The sequence below is a fragment of the Streptomyces sp. NPDC046977 genome, assembly GCF_040644455.1.
Taxonomy (GTDB): Bacteria; Actinomycetota; Actinomycetes; order Streptomycetales; family Streptomycetaceae; genus Actinacidiphila.
In genome coordinates this window covers 1-12,024 of the sequence record NZ_JBEYWO010000073.1, presented here as the reverse complement: position 1 = coordinate 12,024, position 12,024 = coordinate 1, and the positions used below count along the sequence as shown (strand labels likewise).

Here is a 12,024-nt window from a genome sequence, read left to right as displayed (position 1 = left end):
GTCCAACTCCACCTCCTCGACCTCCTCGACACCGACATCGGACAAACTCGCTGGCCACAGACCTGAAACGGTCACCCGCGAAGTACGGGTCTAGACCGAGTGCCGCACACCCCTCAGCAGCATGCCGGCCGCGCGCCGGACCTCCCCGGGTGACGGACCGGGCTGCGCCAGGACTCCGGCGGCCGCGGAACCCCGGGAGTCTCGTACGGGGGGTGCGGAGGGCTGAGTAGCGACCCGTCAGGGCGTCGCGCAAGATTGGCTCATGCCGGTTCTGATCGCCGCATGCGCCATGGCCATGACTCTTGTCGGTGGATTCGTCGCGCAGCGGGTCGGCGACCGCCGTCACCTGGTTCTCGGTCTTGCCGCCGGTCTCATGCTCGGCGTCATCGGTTTCGATCTGCTTCCCGATGCGCTGGCCGCTCAGCCACGGGGAGCGGGGGGTGGCCATTCACCGCGCTCACGAGAGCGAGTACGCGCCCCACACCCACGCGTTGGGGCATGCCCACGAGTCCGCGGAGGGAGTCGGTCTGGCGGCGGCGTCAGCGCTCGTGGGACACAGTGTGATCGACGGGTTCGCCATCGGCGCCGCATATCAGGCCGGCAATACGCTGGGGATCGTCGTCGCGATCGCGGTGATCTCCCATGACTTCGCCGACGGCTTCAACACCTACACGATCACCAGGCTGTACGGCAATGCCCGGCGCCGGGCTCAACTACTGCTCCTGGCCGACGCGCTGGCTCCGGTCGTCGGGGCAGCGATCACGCTGGGCTTCACGATCCCGACGGGGCTGCTGGGCCTGTATCTCGGTTTCTTCGCCGGCTTCCTGCTGTACCTCGCGACGTCGGACATCCTGCCGGAGGCGCACAGTCCCCATCCCTCCAAGGCCACCTTGTTGTTCACGGTGACAGGTGCTCTGCTGATGTGGCTGGTGATCGGGCTCGCCGACTGAGCGCTCACCGCGCCCACTGTGACTCCGAACGCGGAGCATGGCCTCCACCTCGGGTGCCTGTCATCGGGGCGGGACACGCGCCCGCCGGCACGCCGCGCGCAGGGCTGGACCCGGAGGTACGGTTTGTAAAGCCGCCCTGGGGTTGTCAACGAGCCGGGGCCCCGGCTTGTAGGCAACGCTGCCGGAGGGACGGGCAAGGAATTCCCAGAGGGCCGGCCCATCGCCTCGGGCTCGTCGCGGTGGCGCCGGCGACCTTGGAGGGGTCGTATGAGCTCCGACAACCGGGTTTTGATCGTAGGAGCGGGCCCCTCGGGCCTGTTACTGGCGGGCGATCTGGCGGAGGCCGGTGTCAGCTGCACCGTCGTCGAGCGGCGGGTACGGGACTCACAGCTCACCCGGGCGTTCGCCGTCCACGCGCGGACGTTGGAGCAACTCGACGCCCGCGGTGTCGCCGACCAGTTGCTTGCGACCGGCGTCCGCAACCCGGTTCTGCAGTTCCTGGGGATCGACCTGTCGCGGTTGCCGACCCGGTACCCGCATGTGCTGGTCACACCGCAGTACCACACCGAGCGAGTGCTCCGGGAACGGGCCGTTTCCCATGGTGTCGACATACGGGAGGGCTGGGAAGCTGTCGCGCTCGAGCAGGACGCGACCGGCGTCGACGTTCAGGTAAGGGCCGCGGACGGCTCCCCTCAAACGCTGCGCGCGGCCTATGTCGTGGGCGCCGACGGGAGAAACAGCATGGTGCGCCGATCGCTCGGCCTGCCGTTCCCCGGCCGCTCCGCGGTGAGGTCCATGATGCTTGCCGACGTCCGGCTGGCCGACCCCCCGACGAAGCCCCCCACGGTCGGGGCAGTGGGCGACGCGTTCGCCATCCTCGTTCCGTACGGCGATGGGTGGTTCCGCATCATGGCATGGAACCGCCACCATGAGATGCCGGACAGCGCGCCGGTCGATCTGGAGGAGATCCGGGCCATCGCCCGGCGGGCGCTCGGCCGCGACTTCGGCATGCACGATCCGCGCTGGATCTCACGGTTCCACAGTGACGAGCGGCAGTCGCCGCGCTATCGCGTCGGCAGGGTCTTCCTCGTCGGGGACGCGGCACACGTGCACTCCCCCGCCGGCGGCATGGGCATGAACACCAGCATCCAGGACGCGGCCAATCTGGGCTGGAAACTCGCTGCCGTCCTGCGCGACGGCGCCCCCGAAACCCTGCTCGACACCTACGAGGCCGAAAGGCACCCGGTGGGGCGCAGAGTGCTGCGTATGAGCGGCGCGCTGCTGCGCGGTGTCCTGACCACCCCGCGCGCGCTGCGCGGCGTACGGGACGTCGCCGCCCGGACCGTCCTGCGTCTCCCGCCGGTGGCCTCGCGGCTGGCGCGGGCGATGTCCGGCATCGACATCGCCTACGGCGCCCCGGCGGGCGCGGACCCGCTCACGGGGAGGCGTGCTCCGGATATCCCGCTCACCGACGGCCGACGCCTGTACGAGGTACTGCGCGGCCGTCGGTTCGTGCTGGTCACACCGGCGGACGCGCCACTTCCCGCTTCGGTGACCGAAGCGTGGGCCGGCACGGTGGAGTGCGTCACGACGTCCGGTCCGACCAGCAGGTCCGTACTGGTCAGACCGGATGCCTACATCGCTTGGGCCTCCTCCGAGCAGTCCGCACAACGCCGGGCGGACGAGCTGGGGCGGACGCTGGTCGGCCACCGCGGTGACGGGATCAGACCTGGTTGAGACCGCCGTCGACGAAGAGCTCGGTTCCGGTGATGAAGCTGCTCTGGTCGCCGGCGAGGAAAAGTGCCGCCGCCGCCGCTTCCTCCGGGTGGCCCATCCGCCCCAGAGGTATCTGGTCGGCGAAGAAGTCCCAGAGCTTTGCGGCCTCTGCCGCATTGGGAGCGAGCCCGGAGTTGCCGGGGGTCTGGATCGGACCCGGAACGAGGGTGTTCACTCGGATCTTCCGGCCCTTGAGCTCGTTGGCCCACGTGCGGGAGAAGGAACGAATGGCGGCCTTGGAGGCCGCGTAGACGCCGAACGCCTCTCCGCCGGAGCTCGCGGCGGTGGAGCCGGTGAGGATGACCGAGGCGCCCTCGTTCAGCAGAGGGAGGGCCTTTTGGACCGTGAAGAGCGTACCCCTCACGTTGATCCCGAAGGTCGAGTCGAAGTGCTTCTCGGTGACGGCTTCCAAGGGCGAGAACTCGCCGCCGCCGGCGTTGGCGAACAGCACGTCGATGCGGCGCCCCTGCTCGGACACGGCGGCGTAGAGGCGGTCGATGTCGTCGAGGTCGGAGACGTCGCCCCGGACGGCGGTGGCGTTCGGACCGATCTCGGCCAGCGCGGCGTCGAGCGCTTCCTGGCGCCGGCCGGTGATGAACACGTACGCGCCCTCGGCCGCGAACCGCTTGGCGGTGGCCAGCCCGATCCCGCTGTTACCCCCAGTGACGATGGCTGTCCTGCCGTCGAGCTGTCCCATGATCACGTCTCCTGTCCGGTGGAGGTCCGACCTCCACTGCTGTAGGCGTACGGCCCGCACCGACGCGGCGGGGCACGTTATGGACTGTACGGTAAAAAACTCGATGCTGGACGGAACGGTCAAAAACTATGACGCAGCCCACTCGGCGCTCGACGCGGACGGCGGGCGGGCGGCACCGCGGCGGGTCGGACCGCCTCGGTGCCGCCCGATGGAGTCGTCCCAGCGCCGACAGGGGGCCCTCGCCCTGCCTGCCGCCCCACCCAGGGGCGCCCGGGACGGGTCAGCCCGCCTCGTGGGAGGGGGTGCCCCCTGAAGATGAGGGCCACCGCGGAGCGTGCCGTCCGCTCCAGCGCCGCCGCATCGACGCCTGACTTGGTGATCGAGACGAGGTACCGCCCCCGCCGCGCCACGGGCGAGGTCGTATATGGCGTACCCGCGAAACCGGTCGCCCAGGACGGTCCCGTACGACGTCCAGGCCCCGGTCGGCGGCCCGCGAAGGCGACCCCGATCCCCGTGTGCGGCCACGATCGCACCCGGGGGGGCGGAGCATGGGCCCCGTCGCAATTCAGCTCGACGGCCTGCCCCACCATCGGCCGCAGCGCACGCGGTCCCGTCCTCGCGCACGTCCTGGCCGCGCGCCCGGACGACACCGACTGCCGGGTCCGCATCGCCGCCGCGCACGGCCTCGCCCACGACGACGAGCACTGCACAGCCTGGATGCCCGTGCCGAGGCCGTCGGCCTGCCACGCACTGCCAGGCGACCCAAAGGGGCGGCACCGGGCGCACGTAATTCCTGCAGGCCAACAGGGCCGTCTCAGTATGATCCGGCGCATGTCCTGGATACGACGCCGCGGGCGCAAAGCCGAGCAGGCCGGAAACCGCCTGCCCGACCTGGAGTTCCTCGCCCTGGTGAAGGCGGGCCTCGAGGCCCTCGCGCCCGGCGTGACCGAGGGCGCCGAACTCAAGGGCAACTCGCTGCTCAGCCCGCACGGTTGGGCGGTAGCGGTGACTCCGCCCCAGCACGGGGGCGGCCACCACTACGACCTGGTCGCGCTGCCCGACGTGAGTCTCCAGCCGGACGTGCCCTGCTTCACGGACTGCGTCGTGGCGGTCGGAGCCGATGCCCGTGACGCCGCAGACACATGGGTGCAGACGGCCGGCGCGTGCCTGCTTGAACTCCTGGACCAGCACGGACGCTTCGCGGCGCAGGAGGGCCCCGAGCACGAGCGAGGTGTGACCGACTGGCACTCGATCACCTCCGGCGCCGTGGCCTTCGGTCTCGACCCCACCGAGAACCGGCGCATGCAGGCCGCCCTGCTGGAAGCGAACGTCCTGCACCGCGTCGCGGACACGTTCACCGCGGACCTGGAATCCCCCTTCTTCAACGGCGTCAAAGTCTTCTACGGCGGCCGACCCGGCTCGATGGAGGCCGAGATCCGGGTCAACGGCACACGCCACGAAGCCGCCTCCGCGGCTATGGCGGCACTGAACCTGCCCGAGCCGACGACGTTCACGGCGGTCCGCTACTACGCGCTGCTGCTCCCGACTTCGGCCGAGGACCCCGCGCGGAGCGGCGCCACGACCGGCCCCGATCCCCACCACGCCCACGGTGCGCAGTGCTGCTGCGGCGGGGCGCTGGACCCGGAACACCCGGGCTTCGACTTGGCTCTGCCCCACCTTGTCGCCGAACTCCCCGAGGAGGAGCGGGCGAAGAGCGTACGCGTCGCCACCAAAGCCATGATGGTCGTGGACGGCGTCGGCAACTTCCTCAAAGCACGGCTCCCGATCCCGCTCCAGGACGGCCGCACGGTGGTCTACCTGGTCTGGATCCACCTCCAGGCCGAGGTGATCGAGGAATTCGTCACCCGTGTCCACGACGGCACACTGCCCGGGCGCCGCTTCGAGGGCCTGCTGTGCAACGCGGTCGGGCCGTGGGGCGAGGAAGTGCTGCGTGCGCCGGTCGTCCTTGAGAGCCCACCGGCCAAGGAGGAGGGGAGGATCTCCCGCTGCGAGGTGGTCGACTCCACCCATCCGCTGCTGGCCGCGGTGCTGAACGACCGCTGGCCCGCGGAATTCGTCCTCGGGGAGCGCGATCGCCGATCGTAGGTGCCCTCAGCGGCAACCCCTTGTGGGCGCTCTCCTGACCCGCGTTGAGGCACGTCGTCGGTGGCCCTGCTGACCACACGCATGGCTATGCCTTTGTCTCGCGCGCCATCATGTACGTGTTCCCGATGTCGGGATCGCCGTAGAAGAAGAACAACTGCACATCGTCGTGCTGATCGCGGCCCACGAAGAAGGACCAAGTGTAGGTCGACGGGGGTTGGGGGTCCGAGGAGTCGGCGGACCTCGAGGGGGAACGGCTGTCCACCCGGGTCCGGGCTGTCAGCACGAGTCGGACGACCTGTCCGCTGTCCCTGTCCTTCAGTTGCCAGGTTCCCGTACCGGAGAGACGCCAGCCCTCCTCGAAGTCGAAGTCCTGCCCGTCGAGCTTTTCAACACGAGCCACCCCGTCTTTGCGAAGCACCATGCGGGTACCCTCGACGTTTTCCCAGGCCCCTGCGATCTCGGCCGCCGTGGTGTCGTGGACCCCTGTCCCCCCGTAGTACTGATACGGGCCGGCGCATGCCGTCAGGACAGCCAGAACCACCGTCAAGCCCCCGATGGCCGCCCCCCACGCATGCAGCCTGCTTCCAGCGCCCACCTCGACCTCCCCGCCCTCAGCCGGTCTCGGCCAACCGATAGATGTGGGCCGTGGAGACGTACCTTGGCAGAAGAGTTGAACACGTTCAACTTTCCGACGGGAAGGGTCACATCCCACTCCGCCGGAGCCGAGCCATCAGAATGTGCACGAACACGCAGGACGGGAGCGATGTATGGAACTGACAACGATCGAGCGCTCTGCCGGTGCCTTCCAGAAGCCGGTCGGCGCGGCGGACCTTCAGGCGATCTGCCATCGGGCCTTCGGACGCCGGGCGCGGGTGGTATCGGCCGTCGAGCTGGGTGGCGGCATGTACAACAACACCTTCCGTGTGGCGGTGACTGGGCAGGATCGACCGGTGGTTGTGCGCGTCGCGCCCGAGCCGGGCCTTCAGTTCCGCTCCGAGCGTCAACTGATGCGCAACGAGTACGCCAGCATTCCCTGGCTGTCGGTCATCGCACCCCTCATGCCCAGGGTGATCGCGACGGACTGGTCGCACGAGGTCATCGGTCGTGACTGGATGATCCAGACCCTGCTGGACGGATCGCCCGCTGCCGGTCCTCAGGGTCTGAGCGCGTACCCACGTCCGGCGTGGAGGACGTTCTTCCGCCAGATGGGCACGATCGCCGGCAGGGTGCACGGCGTACGGGGCCCGCATTTCGGGCCGGTTGCCGGGCCCGGATACGCGACGTGGCGTCAGGCGGTGATCGCGTCCCTGGAGGACATCGCCACCGACCTGGACGCCGAGGGTCTGAACGCGGCCGACATGCGCCAGGTGGTGGCAGTCGCCATGCAAGAGCCGGCCCTGGACGACATCACCGAACCGCGCCTTCTCGCCGGCGACCTGTGGATCGTGAACGTCATGGTCGCCGAAGGCGCCCCTGAGCCGACGATCAGCGGGGTCCTCGACCTGGACCGGACGCTGTGGGGCGACCCCGCGGCCGACTGGACCATCCGGATGGCCCTGGCCAAGCCCGGCACGGAACGGGACGCGTTCTGGGACAGCGACGGCTACGGCCCGCTGGACCGCTCTCCGGCGGCAGTCCGGCGCTCACTCATCTATCAGGCACGCCACCTGGGAGCCGTACGCCTGGAGCACCACCGTCTGGGGAATGCCGACGGCGTGCGGAGCACCTACGACGACATGGCGGCAGTACTGACCGAGCTGTACTGACCGGACCGGCACCCTGCACAGAATGGCGGGCCGTCCGCACGGCTGACGGCCTGGTGCGGGCGCGATGGCAGGATGACTCAGAGATGATCACAGACGGCCGTGAGAAGACAGGAACTGCGATGAGCTCGGAAAGCCGGCCGACGCGTCGGGTCGTCCTCGGGACGTGGCCCACTCCGCTGGAGCCGATGCCGCGGCTGGCCCGTGCGCTCGGCCTCGGCGCCGATGACCTGTGGGTGAAACGGGACGACCTCACCGGCCTGGGCGGCGGTGGCAACAAGGTGCGCAAGCTCGAATGGACCTGTGGTCAGGCCGTCGCCGAAGGCGCGAACGTCCTCGTCACCACCGGGGCGCCGCAGAGCAACCACGCGCGCCTGACCGCTGCCGCCGGGGCCCGGCTGGGACTCGACGTCGTCCTCGTCCTTTCGGGGACACCCGGTTCCTCGACGTCGGGCAACCTCGCGCTCGACGGTCTGCTCGGTGCCACGATCGTCTGGGCCGGTGACGTGGACGATCGGGAACTCGCCGCGGTTGCCGACGACGCGGTCGCACGTCTGCGGCGGCAGGGCGCTGTGCCGTCACTGATCCCCTTCGGGGGTTCGAACGTCACCGGCGCGCGCGGTTACCAGGAGTGCGGCCGGGAACTGCTCGTACAGGCACCCGATCTGGCGACGGTCGTCGTCGCGGTCGGCTCCGGAGGCACGATGGCGGGCCTGCTCGCCGCGCTGGGCACAACACGGGTCATGGGAGTCCACTGCGGAGCCGTCGCGAATCCCGGGCGGGCGGTCGCCGACCTGGCCTCCGGTCTGACCGGGGGAAACTGTCCGCCCGAGACGTTGCGGCTCAGGCTCGACCAGGTCGGCGAGGGCTACGGGTCCCTGACCGGGGCCACGCTGGCGGCTCTCACCATGACCGCGCGCACCGAGGGCATCGTGCTGGATCCGGTCTACACCGGGCGGGCGATGGCCGGCCTCGTCGCGGCGGTCGAGGAAGGCGAGGTACGCGCGGGACAACGCACGGTCTTCCTGCACTCGGGCGGCATGGCCGGTCTCTTCGGCCACCCGGCGACCCTCACGAAGCTCCAGGAGACGCTGACGGATCCGGCCCCGCGGACCATCCGACCTCCGGCGTCGTAGAACGCCAGTGGCGGCGAAACGAATTCCCGGCACGCCCACATGCCAAACGGGCATGACAACGCACCCCCCGTTGGTTGACGTACACGCAACGTTCACACCACGTCCCGGTGGGACAACCCGCCCACCGGCCGAACCACAGCAACGGGAGACGCCATGCCAGTCTGCGGGGAATGCAAGCACCCCGTGCACGCCCATGCCGGTGCCGCGCAGGGCGGTCCCGACCCCTCGGGCCCTGGCTGCGCCGCCAGTTGCGGTGTCTGCGAGACAGAACTCTCCCGGTCGGCCGGCCCGTTCGAAACCGTCCGGACCGCTCCGGCATATGCACGGATCGTCCTGCTCACGCCGCACGGCGTCTCCACCGTCGAGTGCGCCGTGGAGCCCGCGGTCAGTCTGCGATGCACCACGGACGAAGGAACGGCCGCCCTGGCCCTGGGATCGTGGCTGTTCACCACGGATCCCACCAGGTACGACGAACTGGAGATCCCGCTGCTCCAGTTCGCCTACAACCCCGGTCAGGAATCGTTCGCAGCCGAGGAGATCCTGGCCCTGCGCGCCTTCGTCGCCGAGCAGCAGGGCACCGCGCGCTGGAACGACGCCCTGACCACCCTGCTGGCGAGGCTGAGGAGCACCGCGGCAGCACTGCACCAGCACACCGCCGACGCAACAGCGGGCTGACGCCGACGACGACCTCGAACCGTCGCGACGGCCCGGTGCCCATCGCCTGTCAGGCGGTCGTCGCGGTGAGGAACTGCGTCTGGATCCGGACCGCCTGGTCGGCCACGGGCAGCTCGAAGTGGTCGACGGCTGTCGCTTCGTCGGCGTTCTCCACCTGCCAACCGTGCTGGTCGAACAGGGTGAGCCAGGCCTCGCGGGTCATGATCGTGTGCAACGGGCCGTCGCCGGCGAACATCACCTCGTCGACGGTCGTGACAACGAGCGCGGAGTCGAGGCCGGCCGGGTGCGTCTCGGCGGTGAGAGCCAGGGTGCTGCCCTGGGCGGCGCGGTGGGAGATGCCGGTCATGAGCCGAGCCACGTCTTCGGGCTTCAGGAACAGGACGAGGTGCTCCGCGATGAAGAGGGTCGGTTGGTGGGCGTCGTGCCCGGCGCGCGCCAGAACATCGGTGACGTCGTCGGTCGCGAAGTCCACTGGGACGAGGGTGGCGTGGGCCGAGTCGGTGTCGAGGGCTTCGAGGCGCCGCGCTTTGTCGGCGGTCGTGTGAGGCAGGTCCAGGTCGAAGAACCGGACGCCGGAGTGCCTGAACCGCAGTGCTCGATCGTCGTAACCGGCCCCGAGGTTGACGATCTGGCGGGTACCGGCCGCGAGGGCCTCGATGACGAGCCGGTCGAAGTAGGGGGCGCGGGGCGCCAGCAGGCCCACGGACAGGGAGATGTCGCTGGGCTCGCCGTCCTGGTCGATGGCCCGCAGTCCCTTGACCAGCGCTCGACCGGGGACGGGGTCGCCGTCGGGGGTGTGCGGGCGGTCGAGCTCGACACGTCCCAGAGCGCACACCTCACGGATCATGGTCAGGGTCTTGTCTGCTTGCGTAGTCACGGGGATGCTCCGTTCGCGTGGGTGCGCGCCCCGGCCGGCAGGCGGCGGCGCACCGTTGGCGTGTGGCTTGATCAGAGGTCCTGGCGGTTTCCGCGCGTCGGTCAGGGCGTGTCGACGTGCGGCAGGTCAGCGGTGATCTTGTCGAGGAGAGCCTGCAGGGTGGCGCGCTCGGCCGTGGTGAGGGGCGCGAGGATCGACTCGTCCACAGCGACCATCGCCTGCTCGTGTCCTGAGATGAGCTCGGTCCCGGCGTCGGAGGCGAAGACGCGTTTGCTGCGTTCGTCGCCGTTCTCGAAGCGCCGCTCGACCAGTCCGCGCGCCTCCAGCCCGCGCAGGACACCGGAGACGTTCGCGGCGGTCGTCCGTGTCGCCCGGGCGATGTCGCGCTGGATCGCCCCGGGGTGTGCAACGAGGTGGTTGAGCACGAATGCCTGCTGCACGCTGAGCCCGCGGGAGCGGATCCACTCCTGGCCCGCCCGCATCTGCGCCCAATTGATCACCTTGAGCTGTTCGAGCGGACTGGCGTGTGTGCTTCCGGCAGCGTCCTCGACTGTAGCCACACCTCGAAGCTAATCGTTAAGGCCTTAACGGTCAAGTCCCGAACTGATGCACCGACCACCTTCCGGGCAGGCCTGCCCCTTCAGTGCGCGGTGCACCGTCGCGGGGTATCCGGAGGGCGCTGCGGACGCCGCGGCGGACCGCGGACCCTACGGCCGCGACTGACATCGCGTCAGGACCGACGACTTCATGTCCAACTGATTGGCATATGAAAAGGCAATCCTAAATGCGCCTGACAAGCGCCTCCCTTCACGCCGTGGCGCTCACCTGAAAGGTAGACATTTTGGCTTGAGCCTTGTCGTGCAATCACTCTGATGGGTTACTACAGATGTCCGTGCCAACGGCTTTCGACTTTGCAGGCGGACGTGGGCAATCCCCTGATCAGGCGGCAGCTCACACCTGACAGGCTGTTCTCCCTCGACAGGCCCTCCAGCTCGACCGACAGGTGCGCACTGCCGGTCGGGGCGACGCGTACGAGGCCGATCGGGTTCACCACTTGGCCAGTGGAGACGAGAGCTGATTTCCACCGCCAGGTACGTGTGCGGACCGAAAGCCCTCATCACTGCTCGGTTATGCGGCGCATTCCGAGCGAGGAGGAACACGTCATGCCCATCAGTCCGAACCAAGGGTCCAGCGGTGGCGGCACAACGGTCACCATCACCGGCGTCAACCTCGCGGGCACCACGGCCGTGCACTTCGGAACGCGGCTCGCGACGATCGTCGGCGTCACGCCCACCAGCGTCACCGTCATCGCGCCGTCCGGCAACGGGGCGGTCAGTGTCACCGTCACCACTCCAGGTGGAACGAGCAACCCGCTGCCCTTCTACTACATCGGGGCGCCCTTCAAGCAGAGCATCAGCCCGACCGGTGGATCGACGGCGGGCGGGGAGACGGTCACCATCAACGGCACCGGCCTGTACACCGCGAGCAGCGTCGCCTTCGGCGCGAACTCCGCCGTGCCGACCGTGGTGTCCGACGGGCAGATCACGGTCACCGCACCAGCCGGTTCGACCGGGTCGGTGAGCGTCAGCGTCACCACCGTCGGCGGCACCAACAACGGATTCTCGTACACCTACTTCGACGCCCCCACGCTCACGACCCTCACGCCGACGCAGGGGCCGGCCTCGGGCGGCACCTCGGTGACCCTGGTCGGCACGGCGCTGACCAGCACCACCGCGGTCACCTTCGGCGGTGTCCCGGCACCCTTCAGCGTGATCAACGGCAGTGTGGTCTCGGCGGTCGCTCCGCCCGGGACCGCCGGCGCCGTCGACGTCGTGCTGACCGCCGACGGGGGCAGCGCGACCGCGACGGGCGGGTTCAGCTACGTCGCGGGTCCCGGTATCTGACCCCCTCCGTGCCTCCCGGGCCCCGGCCCGGACGACCCGCACGGGGCGGACGTCCGGCCCGTGCGGGCCCGAGCAGGACAACGACAGGCCGCCGGGCCGAGCCGAGCCCCTACGGAGACGGCGTGGAAGGCAAGACCCGC

10 protein-coding genes and 1 pseudogene are annotated in these 12,024 nt (G+C 69.6%); 7 read left to right on the top strand and 4 right to left on the bottom strand.

The window, feature by feature from the left end:
• Positions 1-262 precede the first annotated feature (262 nt).
• Positions 263-950, top strand: a pseudogene (locus ABZ883_RS42775) (ZIP family metal transporter).
• Between the two features lie 267 nt (positions 951-1,217).
• Positions 1,218-2,687, top strand: coding sequence for an FAD-dependent monooxygenase (locus ABZ883_RS42770; protein ID WP_360917651.1), 1,470 nt, complete (start codon positions 1,218-1,220; stop codon positions 2,685-2,687).
• Here ABZ883_RS42770 and ABZ883_RS42765 read toward each other — a convergent pair.
• Entirely contained in the window at positions 2,674-3,423 is a 750-nt protein-coding gene (locus tag ABZ883_RS42765; protein WP_360917648.1) for an SDR family oxidoreductase, read from the bottom strand. The genes ABZ883_RS42770 and ABZ883_RS42765 overlap by 14 nt on opposite strands.
• An 831-nt stretch (positions 3,424-4,254) precedes the next feature.
• Between ABZ883_RS42765 and ABZ883_RS42760 the strand changes: the two genes are divergently transcribed.
• Complete coding sequence (locus ABZ883_RS42760) at positions 4,255-5,529, top strand: DUF6348 family protein (protein WP_360917645.1); 1,275 nt, start codon at positions 4,255-4,257, stop codon at positions 5,527-5,529.
• An 85-nt stretch (positions 5,530-5,614) separates the two neighbouring features.
• Here the strand turns inward: ABZ883_RS42760 and ABZ883_RS42755 are convergent, their stop codons facing one another.
• Positions 5,615-6,070 carry a hypothetical protein gene (locus ABZ883_RS42755; protein WP_360917654.1) on the bottom strand — a complete coding sequence of 152 codons (456 nt, stop codon included), beginning with the start codon at positions 6,068-6,070 and terminating at the stop codon, positions 5,615-5,617.
• 196 nt (positions 6,071-6,266) lie between these two features.
• On the opposite strand from ABZ883_RS42755, the gene ABZ883_RS42750 reads away from it, so the two are divergent.
• From ABZ883_RS42750 to ABZ883_RS42740, 3 genes are all read left to right on the top strand, one after another.
• Positions 6,267-7,295: an aminoglycoside phosphotransferase family protein gene (locus ABZ883_RS42750; RefSeq protein WP_360917642.1), complete on the top strand. Its 1,029-nt coding sequence runs from the start codon at positions 6,267-6,269 to the stop codon at positions 7,293-7,295.
• A 119-nt stretch (positions 7,296-7,414) separates the two neighbouring features.
• The gene (locus ABZ883_RS42745; RefSeq protein WP_360917639.1) at positions 7,415-8,428 is read left to right on the top strand and encodes a D-cysteine desulfhydrase family protein; all 1,014 of its coding nucleotides are present in this window, start codon (positions 7,415-7,417) and stop codon (positions 8,426-8,428) included.
• Positions 8,429-8,611: 183 nt separating this feature from the next.
• Entirely contained in the window at positions 8,612-9,103 is a 492-nt protein-coding gene (locus ABZ883_RS42740; protein ID WP_360917636.1) for a hypothetical protein, read from the top strand.
• Between the two features lie 49 nt (positions 9,104-9,152).
• Here the strand turns inward: ABZ883_RS42740 and ABZ883_RS42735 are convergent, their stop codons facing one another.
• Both ABZ883_RS42735 and ABZ883_RS42730 read right to left on the bottom strand, forming a co-directional pair.
• A complete protein-coding gene (locus ABZ883_RS42735; RefSeq protein ID WP_360917633.1) occupies positions 9,153-9,980 on the bottom strand; it encodes an SAM-dependent methyltransferase in 828 nt (275 codons plus the stop codon).
• A gap of 101 nt (positions 9,981-10,081) precedes the next feature.
• Positions 10,082-10,540 carry a MarR family transcriptional regulator gene (locus ABZ883_RS42730; RefSeq protein WP_360917630.1) on the bottom strand — a complete coding sequence of 153 codons (459 nt, stop codon included), beginning with the start codon at positions 10,538-10,540 and terminating at the stop codon, positions 10,082-10,084.
• Between the two features lie 603 nt (positions 10,541-11,143).
• Between ABZ883_RS42730 and ABZ883_RS42725 the strand changes: the two genes are divergently transcribed.
• Positions 11,144-11,884: an IPT/TIG domain-containing protein gene (locus ABZ883_RS42725; protein WP_360917627.1), complete on the top strand. Its 741-nt coding sequence runs from the start codon at positions 11,144-11,146 to the stop codon at positions 11,882-11,884.
• Positions 11,885-12,024: the final 140 nt, after the last annotated feature.